Consider the following 15,295-nt stretch of genomic DNA (forward strand, 5'->3'; position numbering starts at 1 on the left):
ACAGACTAAATGAATTAAAAATTCAAAAACTTAACAACAATGATAAAAAATTAAAAATATAAAAAATGATTAAAAATAAAATTGAGTTTTAGAGTGAGAGTTGCAGTAGCAGATTAAAAGTATTGTCTTTACTTTTTTGTTGGACTGAATTTGAAATTTCAAAAATTTGTTTCATCTTTTCCTCCTTTGTTTCAAATCAATCCTTAATGTATCATATTTTTAGTAAATGTGTTTGTAAAATTCTTAAATTAAGAAAATTATTGATATAATTGTAATTTTAAGTAACAAAAAGGATGTTGATGTTAAAAGAACTCTTAGAGATTAAAAAAGAAATGGAACCTGTTATCCACGAAGCCAATGTGAAATTAAATGTCCTAGCTCGTGAAGTCATAGTCCGAAAAAAAGAATACGAAATTTATGGGCCTATGGTAGATCGTGTTTATCTTGATAATGCCATTTATGTTAAAGTTATGTCAAGCGGACGCGATGTAAAAACAGACAATGTAGCTATAAAAAATGGTTTTTACATGGTTTTTGTCGCCCCTGAAAAAGAAAGTACAAAAGATATCAAAAACAAACTCAAAGTAGCTTATGAAGGACTTGATAACAAATTCATCGCTACACTTATACGCTCTTGCCAACGCTTTAAAGAGATCATAAACAAAACCCAAGCCACACTCGCTAAAGCTTCTAAAATGAATGTAGTAGTAAAAACAAATTTAGGCGAAGCAAGTGCTGCACTTAAATTTAACATCAATATAGAATACACCAAAGAAAACCAAAAACTCACTCGTGAAAATTCAAAATCTGCAGGAAGTTTCAGAGATACTAAAACTTATATCAATCTTGTAGTAGAAAAAAACACAGATTCTCAAATTTGTGAAAAACTACTTGATGATGTTGAAAAATACTTTATCGGTGGAGGTTGATCACTCACCGATAAATTTTATCCCCATAATCTTACGCAACTCATCCATCAAAGACATCACTTTTAAAATCTCATCATGTTTGATTGCATCGCATTCTATCTTGCCTTGTTCTAAGGCCTCAAAACAAGCTTTAAATTCATACTCAAAACCATTGATTTGATTTGGCACAGCTAAGCTTTTGATACATTTTCTATCTTGATCGTAAAGCTCTATAAGAGTAGGGTTGTTGATATTATCCACGCTTATATAACCTTTTGTCCCATTGATAGTTCCTTTGCGATCATTTATCATAGCCACACTCGAATTTAAAAAAGCAAAAATTCCTTTACTAAACTCTAAAATCACCCCATTACTCTCATCTACACCGCTAGGCATTTTTTTACAAGTTGCCATTATATTTTTAATCTCATCTTGTATAAAACTAAGGGCAAAATTTAAAGTATAAACTCCCACATCAAGCAAAGCCCCACTCCCAAGCTCTAAGCTTTGTATACGGTATATATCCTTAACATTATAAGCTAAATTTGCTTCTATACTTACTAACTCTCCTATAAAACCTTGCTCTATAAGTTCTTTAACCATACTTATATAAGGCATATAACGCGTCCAAATGCCTTCAGCCAAAAGCAAATTTTTAGCTCTGGCTAATTCTATAAGCTCTTTAGCCTCTTTGGAATTTAGTGTAAAAGACTTTTCACAAAGCACATTTTTAGCATTTTGAAGGCAAAGTTTTATGTGAGAGTAATGTAAAGAATGCGGGGTATTGATATAAACAAGATCGATATTTTCATCTTTTACAAGCTCTTCATAATTTGTATAAAATTTAGAAAAACCATAAGCACTAGCAAATTCCTTAGCATTACTTAAAGATCCTACCGCATAAGGAGTAAAACCGGCTTGTTTTAACATGGGTGCGACTTTAGAAGCTATGGCTCCTGCACCTAAAAAAGCGACATTTCTTCATTTATTTCCTTAAAATTTTTCTAAAATATGTAAATATTCTATAGTTTTATTTTGTTGACAAATACGCTTAGAATCTGCTTTGAAACGCTGATAAATTTGGCTTTTAAAATCATATTTTCCATATTTTTCAAAGATTTGTCTAATTTGCTCTAAAGAAAGCAAACCTTCATCATTATAACTTAAAAAAATGAATTTAAAATCAGCATTTTTAATTAAATCTTCTAAAGCATCAAAAACCAAATTTTTCTTACACCAAGCAGATTTTTCATAGGCTCTCAAGCCCGTTTTTCCTTGTGGGATAAAATCATCATACATTGCAATGGAATTAAGCACATGATAATTTGCTCCATATTCTCTAGAATTGTAAGGCGGATCAAGATAAAGAATATCACCTTTGATTTTTTTGATTAAATCATTTGCATTTTCATTAAAAACCAAGTGTTTTGTATGGGTGCATTCAAATTCTGCAGGCAATAATATAAGTTCTTTTTGTGCTGATGGTTTAAGATGTTTTAAAAAAGCCCCATAAACAGATGCTGTATTGGCTACTTTATCAGCACTTTCCAACAAAGAGGCTAACAAAAAATAATATTCTTTTTCGTTAATAAAATTATCGTATTTCCACTCTGATATTTTAATACGCATACTATCAATTTTCATTGCATTAAAATCGCTAAAATACTGCCTATTTTCGCCACCACCTATTGTGTAATGTTTATAAATTTTACCTTTGATTAATGGCGTTTGATTGAGTATTTCTATGAGTTCATCAGCACGAGATAAGAAATTTGAGTTTTGTATATAATTTTTTGCCAAAACAAAACTATAAAATTCCTTATCGTTAGCGATGATTTGCTTGACTTTTGACTTAAATAGCTTTCCTACCGCTGATGTTCCTGCAAAAATATCACAAAAGATACAATCTTTTAACACTTGATTTTTTACTTTTAAAACCTCATCAATACTTTTAAACAAAAAAGATGAAAGCTTAAATTTACTGCCGATGTAGTTCATTATTTTTTGGCATTTGTAAAAATTTATTTAACTCTTCTCTCCATCTATATGGATCATACCAAAAACAACCAACACATCCCTTTTCATCATTATCATCTTCTCCTTGCCATTTTTCATTACCTCTATACCAAAATTTAATCTCAGGAAAATATCCTCTAGTACCATTTTTAAAACATTTTTCACAATAACGCGATTTTAACAAATTATTATTTCTAGTTAACAATATAAACTTATTTTTTATTTCTTCTTCACTCATAGAACCATCATTTTTACTCTCATCCGTTTTCCACCTAATCTGTGGAAATTTATGATCAATTTCCAATTCATTAGGAGACATTTCTCTTAGAAAAATAGCTTCTTCATTTCTAAGACAATTCTTAATTCTTCTAGCTAAACTAACAGAGATGCCGCTTCTTGTCTTAGTATTTTCTAAAATTTCTAAGCTTTTTAGTTTTCTATGAATGGTGTTCATATTGCATTTGGAGCATAATTGTACTTTATAAAAATTTCCTTTTTCATCAGTATCTAGCTGAATACCTTGATGTCTCCAAGTTTGCCAAGTTTTAGCTTGTGCTGCTTTTAATTCACATTTTGTGCAATGCCATTGCAAATCACTCATTGTAATAAAATCATAATAACTTGTCGTTTCTCTTTTAAAAGGTATATCCATATTTATTTCTCCTTTTTATATTTTTTATCTTCAAGTATATTAAATAAAATTTTAGAAAAATCCAAGCATAAAGCCTCAAACAGCTCAATATATTTTTCAATATCAGCGAAACTTTCAAAACTATAAGAATTTTCACCATGTGCAATAGCATTCCTAATATTTACAAGTTGATTAAGTATATCTTTATAGTCTTTAAAATTTACACTACTAATATCAAATTTTAAACAAAGATTTTCCAAAACTTCAAATGTTAAATTTGACTTTACATTAACCTTTGTCTCAAATTTTAATTGACATAATAGCTTCTCTTGAATACGACAAAAATGTTTAATCTTTTTCTCTAAATCTTGAGAACCTGAAAGTGATTTTATATCTTTATCAAATGCCATCATGATAAATTTTTCAGAATAATCATTACTAGAAAGCTTCAAAGTATTTAAATATTCCAATATAATTTTACAAGCAGAAACAATAAAGCCTTCTAAATGTGCATAAATTATTGGAATGCTCATCTTTAAGATCAATTTTATATATTCTTCTTTTTCGCAAGAATTCACCATATTCTTTAATAATATTATTTCATTACAGCGCCACTCAAATTCTTGCAAAAGTTCTTCATTAATTTCTTGTAAGTTCATTTTCTAAAAATTCTTCTGCAAATTTAATTTTTTCTTGCATTCTTTTTGTAGCATAAGTGCTTGATCCAGATTTATTATCATATTCTTTATTATTTAATAATTTTTGTATTATTTGTTGAAATTGATGTGAATTTTGAAATCTATTTAGATTTTTTGACAAAATATACATTATTGTATCATAATGATTAGCATTAAACTGTCTAGCCCTATTATCTCTAAATAAGTCTGAAAACTTATTTTCATTCAAATAGCTTACTGAATTTAAAAAAGCTTGCTTAGCTTGATAAAAATCATCTTGGTTTTTTTCTATACTAGAGTGCATAAAATCTGATAAAAAACCTTGTATACTTCCACCATTTTTCAAAATTAAATCATTATGCTTACAATAAAAAGCTATGAAGCGTAATACAAGCTCACTAAGATACATTTCTTTTTCTTGTCTTTCTGTAGCACCAATCACTTCTTTAAAATCTTTATTTTCTGCTAACTCATTGATTAAATCATTTAATGCACCTCTATAGATACAATTACGGATTTCTTGCTCTTTTAATGCTTCTCCTCCGGTATTTAAACGACTAAAAAGTTGGTACTTTATTTCAGGATTTGTATCCCATCGCAAAATTTCAACTCTACAAACAAACCTTTTAATAGTAAGTTGTAACTTTAAGGGAAAAGAGTCAATATTTTTATCTTTTAATTCTGTCAAAATTTCTCCTTCAAGTAATTTAAATTTATTTAATCTATTATCAATTTTTCCATCTTTTTTTAAAATACCAAAAAATGATAAAATAGTAGAAACACGCTGAAGTCCATCTACAAGCTCCCATTTACCATTATCTTTATCTTCTGCAACAAAAATAGGGGGAATAGGAATGCCAAGTAAAATCGATTCAATAAATCTTGTTTTTTGATAGCTATTCCATCTAAAAGATCTTTGATAAGAAGGTTGAATAATTAAATTATCCTCTTCATAGTTGCTAATAATTTCTCCAAAAGACATATCAAGTCTATCAGCCCTTAATAAATTTCTTTTATCTTCTATTTGAACTTCTAAATTCATCTAAAACTCCTTTTTAAATACAAAAATATACTCATGCTTAAAAATATAATAATCACTCCTTAATGCTCTATATCTCCATATAGCATTAATACCTAGTTTTCCACGATTTCCTTCTATATTTTTAATAACAATTCCCTTTAGTTTAACTTTAAAATTTTGTTTTATTAAATTCATAAGCTCAAAACCCAAAGGGACAATTTCGCTATTTCTATATAAATCTGCTATCACTAAAGCAAAATAACGATTTTTTTCTAAGTATTTTAACAAATTTTGACAAGTAAGTAAAATTTTATCTTTAAATTCTTTCAAATCTGAAATTTGACTTAAATCCTCTTTTTTCTCACTAAATTTAACTATATCCATATAAGGTGGATGTAAAATAATAAACTGAGATTTTTTGCTTTCAAGTTTATTCAAAGCATTTTCTAACAACTCATCAACTTTTTTTATATCAGTATTATCACAATTTCCTAAAAAATAGCGCTTATTATCAAAATTTATCCCGAAGTTGTCTAATACAAATTCCAAAATGCTCTCATTAATATCAAATCCTATGCATTTTCTATTTAATTTTTCACATTCATAAAGCGTTGTTCCGCTTCCTAAAAAAGGATCTATAATTAAATCATCTTTTTTTGTATAACGACGGATGAGCTGATTAGGAATTTGTGGTATAAAATTACCATGATAAATATTTCTATGCTTTCCACTTTTATCACGACTAGCAATAAGCCATAAAGAATCTGTATTTATATCACAACTTTTCCAGTTGTTCAAATCAAGATCGTTAAATTTCACTTTGGCACTACCATATCGCTACGACATTCTATCACCGTATGCACATTTCCACGCGGGTTAAAATCCCCCACAACTTTAATCCATTTTGGTTTTAATTTATCTTTTAAAGTATTATAAATTTCATTGATACTTGCTTCATGTGAAACATTTCTATACATAAAAGTATTGATATAAAGTTTTATCGCCTTAAGCTCAACCACAAATTTATCAGGCATATACTCAAGATAAATCGTCGCAAAGTCAGGATAACCCGAACGCGGACAACAACACATAAATTCAGGTAAAGTGATTTTAATGATATAGTCATTTTTGGCATCATTTGGCCAAATTTCCATATTTTCTACATCAAATTCTTTGATTTCCTTTTCACCATAACGCATAAATTTCCTTAAAATTTAAATTCGAGCAAAAATTATAACAAAATAAGTTTTTAAAACGATTATGATACAGATAAGAAAATGCAATTTTATTGCAACTCACCCCCTAGCAAGAGTGAGTTAGCAATAAATTGAAGGCAGTTCAAGCCTAAGCCTAGTATTACAAGACTACCAAGATAGGCTTGTAAAGCAAGGCTGCTCCCTTTAAGGGAGCAAAAAACAATATTTTATAGAATACTAAGCTTAAATTATTGTTTAAGCTGGATTAGAGTTTGAAGCATTTGATCACTCGTTGAAATGGTTTTTGAGTTTGCTTGATAACCTCTTTGAATGATAATAAGCTCTGTTAAAGAACGACTTAAATCCACATTTGACATTTCAAGAGCTGAGGTTTTCATCTCACCACGACCTCCTGTTCCTGCTTCACCTACTACGATATTACCACTATTTGCAGTGACTTTAAAAAGATTTCCACCAATTTCCTCAAGACCTGAGTTATTTGCCACTGAAGCCATTGCTATTTTTGCTACAGCAAAGGTTTTACCATTAGTAAATTCACCTAAGATATTACCTTTGTCATCCACACGGATAGCATCAGGTTTTAAGTTACCTGAAGTATAACCATCGGTTGCCTGTCCTGTTAGAGTTGAAGCAGAATTTGAGCTTACAAGGCCGTCATTGCTTCCACTTGTTCCAAAGGAAAGTTTGATTTGTTGATTTGGTGCGGCACCATTGTTTGGTGAAAAATTTATCGTTTTTGGTGTATAATTAGCTAAAGATCCATCATTATTAAATCTTGCTGTTCCTACGATGATATTTGTAGGACCTTCGCCTGTAGTGTTAATCTCTGCAGGTTCAGGTACACGGATGATCATTTGCCATTCATTACCCCCATCTTGAGTGGTGCTTTGCTTAACAAACTGCACTTCTAAAGTGTGTTTTGAACCTAAAGAATCGTAAATTTCAAGTCCAGCTGAAAAAGCAGAAAGCTTAAGTTGCTCGCTTTCTTTGATCTGATTTCCTATAACCAAAGGACCATCGAAAGCTTTAAAAATTTTAGTAAAAGCATCATTAGTACTTACAGTTCCTTGTTTATTACTATAAGCAGTTATATTAAAACTCATATTTTTTGGATTTGTTGTAACAGCACCAGCACCAGCACCAGCATTAGCTGGTATAGTAGAAGTTTCATTTGCGTTAGAAATAGCAAAATTACCATTTTCAGTTACCACTACTTTTACAGCTTGATTGATATCATTAGCGTCAAATGTTGGAGTAGCATTATCTATTATACCACTACCATTATAGTCAACCCCATACCTAGCATCTCTTTGCAAAAGCTCTCTTAAATCTTCTGTGGTTCTAAAAGTTCTTTCAGTAGTATTTTTTAAACTCCCTTGTATAGCATCCCAATAATTAGCAGAAGCGGGATCGGTTGGTCTATTACCGTTATTAGGCTGAAACGCCGGTCCACCATCAGGATTTATCATAGGTGGTATAGTAACAGGATTTGAACTATAAATATACTTATGTGCTGTCACTACTTTAACATTTTGTGGTTGACCTGCTTGAGCTGCTCCAGCTATCCAATCAGTATCATTCTGAGCAGTTGTTAGATTACCACCTTGAGGAGAAAAAACACCAGTATTAGCATCATAATTAATAGTATTTCTTTCTCCTGCAGAATTCCCAACATTAACTGTTAAATCGATATTTTTCATATTATCTGTTGTACCATCGGCATTATCATTGACAAATTCTATACCTGAACCATCTGCTTTTTTTACCGCTTTTACTCCTGTTCCATCTCTTGTATCAGTTGGTGCAGTAAAGGTATTGATATAAGCTATAGCTTCATCTAAGCTTCTTATATTATCATTTTGAATTCTTACTCCATTTAAATTAATATCCAAAGTTACAGCTATATCTTTATTACCCCAGAAAATAACATTATTTTGTTGTGCTACTGTTAAATTAGGATCAAAGACATTTGCACCATTAGCTCTATCTGTAGTAAATTTAGCATCTGCATAAGATACCCAAATCCCTTGTCCATCTCTAAGATTTAATCCTGTGCCATTAGCATTAAATAAAGCTCCAGCATCTACACCCTTTTCAGTCACTTCTACAGAATTCTTAGAAGTCGTATAAAACTGAGTGGTTCCTGTATCGTTTTCATCTTCTGCTCTTTGGGTTTTAGTATTCCATCCATGAACAGAATCAAGTGCATAAAGATTTCTACTTGAAGTTCCTATATTTAAACCGCTATTTAAATTCGCTTTGATAGCAACTTCAGTAGATTTTGCTGCAGGGATATGCATACCGGGATCGATAAAAATATTTTGTGGAGTTCTTGAACTATCTATAGTTTGATCATCCCAATTGATATTCCACCCTTGGACAACAAAACCTGCATTATTGACAAAATTTCCATAAGCATCGAGTTTAAAATCCCCGCTCCTTGTAAGATAGTTTGTAAGACCACCATCATCACTCACCATAAAAAAACCATCACCATTTATAGCAACATCAGTGTTTTTATCTGTGGTTTGAACTGAACCTTGAGAATGAATTCTAGTTGTAGAACTTACTGAAACACCAAGACCGATTTGAAGTGGATTAGATCCGCCTCTTCCATCAGTTGGAGCTGTAGCGATTTTCACAGTTTGGCTAAACATAGTCCCAAAATCTGCACGAGAGTATTTAAAACCAGTGGTATTAACATTTGAAATGTTATTACCTTCAACATCCATCGCAACTTGATGTGCTTGTAGTCCGCTTACGCCAGACCAAAGTGATCTCATCATCTTAAATCCTTTATAAAATATTGCTTTAAAAAAATTTAACGCTTTGGCTTTAAAAAACTTTTGCGTTTATGTGAAGTCTACAAGCAAGTTCTGTTCCAACTTTTGAAATTTTTTATGAATTTTTTAAAAATTTATAGAAAAAATTTAAAGGTATTTTAGGAGTTTATGAAGCTTTGGGCTTTTGTGTAATAAAAATTACTAAAATCACACCCTAACTCTTAAATTTGCTGCATGGGTTAAAGCTACTGCAATAGCATCTGTGATATCCAAAGGCTTGATATCTTTACTAAGTCCTAAAAGCCTTTTTACCATAAAAGCAACTTGTTCTTTAGTTGCTTTGGCTTTTCCTGTAACGGCTTTTTTTACTTGTAAGGGAGTGTATTCTGCAAAATCTCCATGAATTTGAAGAATTTTTAAAGATAGGGCTCCGCGAAATTGTGCGAGTTTTAAAACGGTTTTTGGATTGTAAGCAAAAAAGATATCTTCTATAGCCACCTCATCAAAAGAATGATTTTTAAAAATCAAGTCCAAACCCTCGCAAAGCTCTGTGATTTGATACTGTAAGGTACTTGGCTTTATCTTTATAAGTCCTGCTTCTATGAGAATGTTTTTTCCTTTGTCAGCTTCTATGATAGCATAACCACAATTTCTCGAACCTGGATCTATACCTAAAATTTTCAAATTCATACCTTTTGAAAAATAAAATACAAAAGCGGATTTTAACCTTTTTTTATAAAATTTAAGATAAAATTTATACATTATGCAAAATTTAAAGAGAGATTATGAATCCAAGCCAAATACTTGAAAATTTAAAAAAAGAATTAAGTGAAAACGAATACGAAAACTATTTATCAAATTTAAAATTCAACGAAAAACAAAGCAAAGCAGATCTTTTAGTTTTTAATGCTCCAAATGAACTCATGGCTAAATTCATACAAACAAAATACGGCAAAAAAATCGCGCATTTTTATGAAGTGCAAAGCGGAAATAAAGCCATCATAAATATACAAGCACAAAGTGCTAAACAAAGCAACAAAAGCACAAAAATCGACATAGCTCATATAAAAGCACAAAGCACGATTTTAAATCCTTCTTTTACTTTTGAAAGTTTTGTTGTGGGGGATTCTAACAAATACGCTTATGGAGCATGTAAAGCCATAGCACATAAAGACAAACTTGGAAAACTTTATAATCCAATCTTTATTTATGGGCCTACAGGACTTGGAAAAACACATTTACTTCAAGCAGTTGGAAATGCAAGCTTAGAAATGGGAAAAAAAGTTATTTACGCTACCAGTGAAAATTTCATCAACGATTTTACTTCAAATTTAAAAAATGGTTCTTTAGATAAATTTCATGAAAAGTATAGAAACTGCGATGTTTTACTTATAGATGATGTGCAGTTTTTAGGAAAAACCGATAAAATTCAAGAAGAATTTTTCTTTATATTTAATGAAATCAAAAATAATGATGGACAAATCATCATGACTTCAGACAATCCACCCAACATGCTAAAAGGTATAACCGAACGCTTAAAAAGTCGTTTTGCACATGGGATCATAGCTGATATAACTCCACCTCAACTAGATACAAAAATAGCCATCATAAGAAAAAAATGTGAATTTAACGATATCAATCTTTCTAATGATATCATAAACTATATCGCCACTTCTTTAGGGGATAATATAAGAGAAATAGAAGGTATTATCATAAGTTTAAATGCTTATGCAACCATACTAGGACAAGAAATCACACTTGAACTTGCCAAAAGTGTGATGAAAGATCATATCAAAGAAAAGAAAGAAAATATCACTATAGATGACATTTTATCTTTGGTATGTAAAGAATTTAACATCAAACCAAGCGATGTGAAATCCAATAAAAAAACTCAAAATATAGTCACAGCAAGACGCACTGTGATTTACCTAGCTAGGACACTTACGGCTTTGACTATGCCGCAACTTGCGAATTATTTTGAAATGAAAGATCATACGGCTATTTCACATAATGTTAAAAAAATCACAGAAATGATAGAAAATGATGCTTCTTTAAAAGCAAAAATCGAAGAACTTAAAAACAAAATTCTTGTTAAAAGTCAAAGTTAAGTGAAAGGATGTGAAAAATAAATTCTAGAGTGTGAAAAAAAGAAATTAAGCAAAGTATGATAAAATACAAATTTGATTATTTTGCTTTGAAGAATTTCACAATTTCAACAAGCTTATTATTACAACGAATTTAAAATTAAAATAAACCAAGGAGAAAAAATGAAGTTAAGTATCAATAAAAATACTTTAGAATCTGCAGTGATTTTATGTAATGCTTATGTAGAAAAAAAAGACTCAAGCACCATTACTTCTCATCTTTTTTTTCATGCTGATGAAGATAAACTTCTTATTAGAGCTAGTGATTATGAAATAGGTATCAACTATAAAATAAAAAAAATCCGCGTAGAATCAAGTGGTTTTGCTACTGCAAATGCAAAAAGTATTGCAGATGTTATTAAAAGCTTAAACAATGAAGAAGTTGTTTTAGAAACCATTGATAATTTCTTATTTATAAGACAAAAAAGCACAAAATACAAACTTCCTATGTTTAATCATGAAGATTTTCCAAATTTTCCAAATACAGAAGGAAAAAACCAATTTGACATTGATTCAAGTGACTTAAGTCGTTCTCTTAAAAAGATATTACCAAGTATTGATACAAACAACCCAAAATACTCCTTAAATGGTGCATTTTTAGATATAAAAACAGATAAAATTAACTTCGTAGGAACTGATACAAAACGCCTTGCAATCTATACTTTAGAAAAAGCAAATAATCAAGAATTTAGTTTTAGTATCCCTAAAAAAGCTATCATGGAAATGCAAAAACTTTTCTATGAAAAAATAGAAATTTTTTATGATCAAAATATGCTTATCGCTAAAAATGAAAATTTTGAATTCTTTACAAAACTTATCAATGATAAATTTCCAGATTACGAAAAAGTTATACCAAAAACTTTCAAACAAGAACTCAGTTTTTCAACTGAAGATTTTATAGATAGTCTTAAAAAAATCAGCGTTGTAACTGAAAAAATGAGACTTCATTTTAACAAAGATAAAATCATCTTTGAAGGTATAAGTTTAGACAATATGGAAGCAAAAACAGAACTTGAAATTCAAACAGGAGTAAGTGAAGAATTTAATCTTACTATAAAAATCAAATATTTACTTGATTTCTTAACTTCTATAGAAGAAGAAAAATTCACTTTAAGTGTAAATGAACCTAATTCAGCATTTATAGTCAAATCCCAAGGACTATCAATGATTATCATGCCTATGATTTTGTAATAAAACAAGTAAAAGATAAAGGAAAAATATGCAAGAAAATTATGGTGCGAGTAATATTAAAGTCTTAAAAGGCTTAGAAGCTGTTAGAAAACGCCCAGGTATGTATATAGGAGATACAAACATAGGCGGACTTCATCATATGATTTATGAAGTTGTGGATAATTCTATTGATGAAGCTATGGCAGGACATTGTGATACTATAGATGTAGAAATCACTACTGAAGGAAGCTGTATAGTTAGTGATAATGGTCGTGGTATTCCTGTTGATATGCACCCAACTGAAAATATGCCAACTTTAACTGTTGTTTTAACTGTCCTACATGCAGGGGGAAAATTCGATAAAGATACTTATAAAGTTTCAGGCGGTTTGCACGGTGTTGGGGTTTCGGTTGTAAATGCACTTTCTAAAAAACTTGTAGCTACAGTTGAAAGAAATGGAGAAATTTATCGTCAAGAATTTTCAGAAGGTAAAGTTATCAGTGAATTTGGTGTGATAGGAAAAAGTAAAAAAACAGGAACAACTATAGAATTTTGGCCTGATGATCAAATTTTTGAAGTAACTGAATTTGATTATGAAATTTTGGCTAAAAGATTTCGTGAACTTGCATACTTAAATCCAAAAATCACTATAAATTTTAAAGATAACCGCGTAGGCAAACATGAAAGTTTTCACTTTGAAGGTGGAATTTCTCAGTTTGTTACAGACTTAAATAAAAAAGAAGCTTTAACTAAAGCAATTTTCTTTAGCGTAGATGAAGAAGATGTGAATGTTGAAGTAGCTTTGCTTTACAATGATACTTATAGTGAAAATTTACTCTCTTTTGTAAATAATATCAAAACTCCAGATGGTGGAACACACGAAGCTGGTTTTAGAATGGGTTTAACTCGTGTGATAAGTAACTATATAGAAGCAAATGCAAGTGCTAGAGAAAAGGATAATAAAATCACGGGTGATGATGTGCGTGAAGGTTTGATCGCTATTGTGAGTGTAAAGGTGCCTGAACCACAATTTGAAGGACAAACCAAAGGAAAACTTGGTTCAACTTATGTGCGTCCTATAGTTTCAAAAGCAAGTTTTGAATATTTGACTAAATATTTTGAAGAAAATCCTATCGAAGCTAAAGCTATAATGAACAAAGCCTTAATGGCAGCTAGAGGAAGAGAAGCAGCGAAAAAAGCTAGAGAATTAACGCGTAAAAAAGAAAGTTTAAGCGTAGGAACTTTACCAGGGAAATTAGCTGATTGTCAAAGTAAAGATCCAAGTGAAAGTGAAATTTATCTTGTGGAAGGGGATTCTGCAGGAGGTTCTGCAAAACAAGGTAGAGAAAGATCTTTTCAAGCTATACTGCCTTTGCGTGGTAAAATTTTAAATGTTGAAAAAGCAAGACTAGATAAAATTTTAAAATCTGAGCAAATTCAAAATATGATTACCGCTTTTGGCTGTGGTATAGGTGAAGATTTTGATCTTTCAAAACTTAGATATCATAAAATCATTATCATGACAGATGCGGATGTTGATGGATCACATATACAAACCTTGCTTTTAACTTTCTTCTTCCGTTTTATGAATGAACTTGTAGCAAATGGACATATTTATCTAGCACAACCACCTTTATATCTTTATAAAAAAGCTAAAAAGCAAATTTATTTAAAAGATGAAAAAGCTTTGAGCGAATACCTGATAGAAACAGGAATAGAAGGTTTAAACTATGAAGGTATAGGAATGAATGATTTAAAAGATTATTTAAAAATCGTTGCAGCTTATCGTGCGATTTTAAAAGATCTTGAAAAGCGTTTTAATGTGATTTCTGTGATACGCTATATGATAGAAAATTCAAATTTAGTTAAAGGAAATAATGAAGAATTATTTAGTGTAATCAAACAATTTTTAGAAACACAAGGACACAATATCTTAAATCATTATATCAACGAAAATGAAATTCGAGCTTTCGTTCAAACTCAAAATGGCTTAGAAGAACTTGTGATCAATGAAGAACTTTTCACTCATCCACTATATGAAGAAGCAAGTTATATTTTTGATAAGATTAAAGATAGAGGCTTGGAATTTGATAAAGATATTTTAGAAGTTCTTGAAGATGTTGAAACCAATGCTAAAAAAGGTGCTACTATACAACGCTATAAAGGTTTAGGGGAAATGAATCCTGAGCAACTTTGGGAAACCACAATGGATCCAAGCGTAAGAAGACTTTTAAAAATCACTATTGAAGATGCACAAAGTGCAAATGATACCTTTAATCTCTTTATGGGTGATGAGGTTGAACCAAGACGCGATTATATCCAAGCACACGCTAAAGATGTAAAGCATTTGGATGTGTAAATTTATCATTGAAGAAATGATTTCTTCAATGAGTTTTGTTTTGTAAGAGTATAGCTAGAGGAATTCTTCTTCTTGTATCGTATTTTTCTCCATAATATTTTTCAAGATAATTTAAAATTTTTTCTTCATCTTCAGGTTCTATTTCCCAAAGTCCTTCACTATCTTGCATCCATCTTATAGCTGCTAACCAAGCTTTTCTACTTGCATGCATGTTGGTAATGAGATTGGATCCATGACAAGCTAAACAATTTGCTTCCACTAAAGGTGAATCAGGATCGATAATCAATCCTGTATCAGGGTTAATTTCAAGATTTTGAGCCCAACTTGCACTTAAAAACAATGCTAAGATCAATATAATTTTTTTCATAC

Annotated in this window: 14 protein-coding genes and 1 pseudogene; 4 read left to right on the forward strand and 11 right to left on the reverse strand. The window is 30.5% G+C overall.

All coding sequences use genetic code 11. The annotated features are described in order from the left end of the window. Positions 1-299 precede the first annotated feature (299 nt). On the forward strand, positions 300-929 hold the full coding sequence (locus SR63_RS08320; RefSeq protein WP_052834291.1) for a hypothetical protein: 630 nt from the start codon (positions 300-302) through the stop codon (positions 927-929). Here SR63_RS08320 and SR63_RS08665 read toward each other — a convergent pair whose 3' ends face one another. From SR63_RS08665 to ruvC, 10 genes and pseudogenes are all read right to left on the reverse strand, one after another. Then, positions 930-1,526, reverse strand: coding sequence for a Gfo/Idh/MocA family oxidoreductase (locus tag SR63_RS08665; RefSeq protein WP_315968509.1), 597 nt, complete (start codon positions 1,524-1,526; stop codon positions 930-932). 33 nt (positions 1,527-1,559) lie between these two features. Continuing rightward, a pseudogene (locus SR63_RS08670) lies at positions 1,560-1,874 on the reverse strand (Gfo/Idh/MocA family protein); the annotation flags it as partial. A 27-nt stretch (positions 1,875-1,901) separates the two neighbouring features. Next, a complete protein-coding gene (locus SR63_RS08330) occupies positions 1,902-2,906 on the reverse strand; it encodes a DNA adenine methylase (RefSeq protein WP_063674834.1) in 1,005 nt (334 codons plus the stop codon). Then, entirely contained in the window at positions 2,887-3,576 is a 690-nt protein-coding gene (locus tag SR63_RS08335) for a hypothetical protein (protein WP_063674836.1), read from the reverse strand. The genes SR63_RS08330 and SR63_RS08335 overlap by 20 nt, the downstream gene beginning before the upstream one ends. Before the next feature lie 2 nt (positions 3,577-3,578). Beyond that, positions 3,579-4,184 carry an MAE_28990/MAE_18760 family HEPN-like nuclease gene (locus SR63_RS08340; protein WP_133223698.1) on the reverse strand — a complete coding sequence of 202 codons (606 nt, stop codon included), beginning with the start codon at positions 4,182-4,184 and terminating at the stop codon, positions 3,579-3,581. Between the two features lie 10 nt (positions 4,185-4,194). Continuing rightward, entirely contained in the window at positions 4,195-5,274 is a 1,080-nt protein-coding gene (locus tag SR63_RS08345; RefSeq protein ID WP_063674840.1) for a DUF262 domain-containing protein, read from the reverse strand. Next, positions 5,275-6,072 (reverse strand): DNA methyltransferase, encoded by a 798-nt coding sequence (locus SR63_RS08350; protein WP_002857659.1) that lies wholly within the window; start codon positions 6,070-6,072, stop codon positions 5,275-5,277. Next, positions 6,069-6,452, reverse strand: a complete 384-nt coding sequence (gene queF, locus SR63_RS08355; protein WP_002834281.1) for a preQ(1) synthase — start codon at positions 6,450-6,452, stop codon at positions 6,069-6,071. The genes SR63_RS08350 and queF overlap by 4 nt, the downstream gene beginning before the upstream one ends. 245 nt (positions 6,453-6,697) lie before the next feature. Further along, a complete protein-coding gene (gene flgE, locus SR63_RS08360) occupies positions 6,698-9,256 on the reverse strand; it encodes a flagellar hook protein FlgE (protein WP_147498428.1) in 2,559 nt (852 codons plus the stop codon). A 204-nt stretch (positions 9,257-9,460) separates the two neighbouring features. Continuing rightward, a complete protein-coding gene (gene ruvC, locus SR63_RS08365; protein WP_010891952.1) occupies positions 9,461-9,943 on the reverse strand; it encodes a crossover junction endodeoxyribonuclease RuvC in 483 nt (160 codons plus the stop codon). Positions 9,944-10,038: 95 nt separating this feature from the next. Between ruvC and dnaA the strand changes: the two genes are divergently transcribed. From dnaA to gyrB, 3 genes are all read left to right on the forward strand, one after another. Continuing rightward, on the forward strand, positions 10,039-11,361 hold the full coding sequence (gene dnaA, locus SR63_RS08370; protein ID WP_002872304.1) for a chromosomal replication initiator protein DnaA: 1,323 nt from the start codon (positions 10,039-10,041) through the stop codon (positions 11,359-11,361). A 159-nt stretch (positions 11,362-11,520) separates the two neighbouring features. Then, complete coding sequence (dnaN, locus tag SR63_RS08375; protein ID WP_002872305.1) at positions 11,521-12,588, forward strand: DNA polymerase III subunit beta; 1,068 nt, start codon at positions 11,521-11,523, stop codon at positions 12,586-12,588. Positions 12,589-12,616: 28 nt separating this feature from the next. Next, positions 12,617-14,926: a DNA topoisomerase (ATP-hydrolyzing) subunit B gene (gene gyrB, locus SR63_RS08380; RefSeq protein ID WP_002878709.1), complete on the forward strand. Its 2,310-nt coding sequence runs from the start codon at positions 12,617-12,619 to the stop codon at positions 14,924-14,926. A gap of 25 nt (positions 14,927-14,951) precedes the next feature. On the opposite strand, the gene SR63_RS08385 is transcribed toward gyrB, so the two are convergent. Continuing rightward, positions 14,952-15,293 carry a monoheme cytochrome C gene (locus SR63_RS08385; RefSeq protein ID WP_002853099.1) on the reverse strand — a complete coding sequence of 114 codons (342 nt, stop codon included), beginning with the start codon at positions 15,291-15,293 and terminating at the stop codon, positions 14,952-14,954. Positions 15,294-15,295 lie beyond the last annotated feature (2 nt).

Source organism: Campylobacter sp. 2014D-0259 (genome assembly GCF_008000505.1).
Lineage (GTDB): Bacteria > Campylobacterota > Campylobacteria > Campylobacterales > Campylobacteraceae > Campylobacter_D > Campylobacter_D jejuni.

What these genes read in the sequence shown, in the direction of transcription:
- SR63_RS08330 (WP_063674834.1), bottom strand. Translation starts at nt 2,906, where the DNA reads ATGAACTACATCGGCAGTAAATTTAAGCTTTCATCTTTTTTGTTTAAA.
- gyrB (WP_002878709.1), top strand. Translation starts at nt 12,617, where the DNA reads ATGCAAGAAAATTATGGTGCGAGTAATATTAAAGTCTTAAAAGGCTTA.
- dnaN (WP_002872305.1), top strand. Translation starts at nt 11,521, where the DNA reads ATGAAGTTAAGTATCAATAAAAATACTTTAGAATCTGCAGTGATTTTA.
- flgE (WP_147498428.1), bottom strand. Translation starts at nt 9,256, where the DNA reads ATGATGAGATCACTTTGGTCTGGCGTAAGCGGACTACAAGCACATCAA.
- queF (WP_002834281.1), bottom strand. Translation starts at nt 6,452, where the DNA reads ATGCGTTATGGTGAAAAGGAAATCAAAGAATTTGATGTAGAAAATATG.
- SR63_RS08320 (WP_052834291.1), top strand. Translation starts at nt 300, where the DNA reads ATGTTAAAAGAACTCTTAGAGATTAAAAAAGAAATGGAACCTGTTATC.
- ruvC (WP_010891952.1), bottom strand. Translation starts at nt 9,943, where the DNA reads ATGAATTTGAAAATTTTAGGTATAGATCCAGGTTCGAGAAATTGTGGT.
- SR63_RS08345 (WP_063674840.1), bottom strand. Translation starts at nt 5,274, where the DNA reads ATGAATTTAGAAGTTCAAATAGAAGATAAAAGAAATTTATTAAGGGCT.
- SR63_RS08665 (WP_315968509.1), bottom strand. Translation starts at nt 1,526, where the DNA reads ATGCCTTATATAAGTATGGTTAAAGAACTTATAGAGCAAGGTTTTATA.
- dnaA (WP_002872304.1), top strand. Translation starts at nt 10,039, where the DNA reads ATGAATCCAAGCCAAATACTTGAAAATTTAAAAAAAGAATTAAGTGAA.
- SR63_RS08335 (WP_063674836.1), bottom strand. Translation starts at nt 3,576, where the DNA reads ATGGATATACCTTTTAAAAGAGAAACGACAAGTTATTATGATTTTATT.
- SR63_RS08385 (WP_002853099.1), bottom strand. Translation starts at nt 15,293, where the DNA reads ATGAAAAAAATTATATTGATCTTAGCATTGTTTTTAAGTGCAAGTTGG.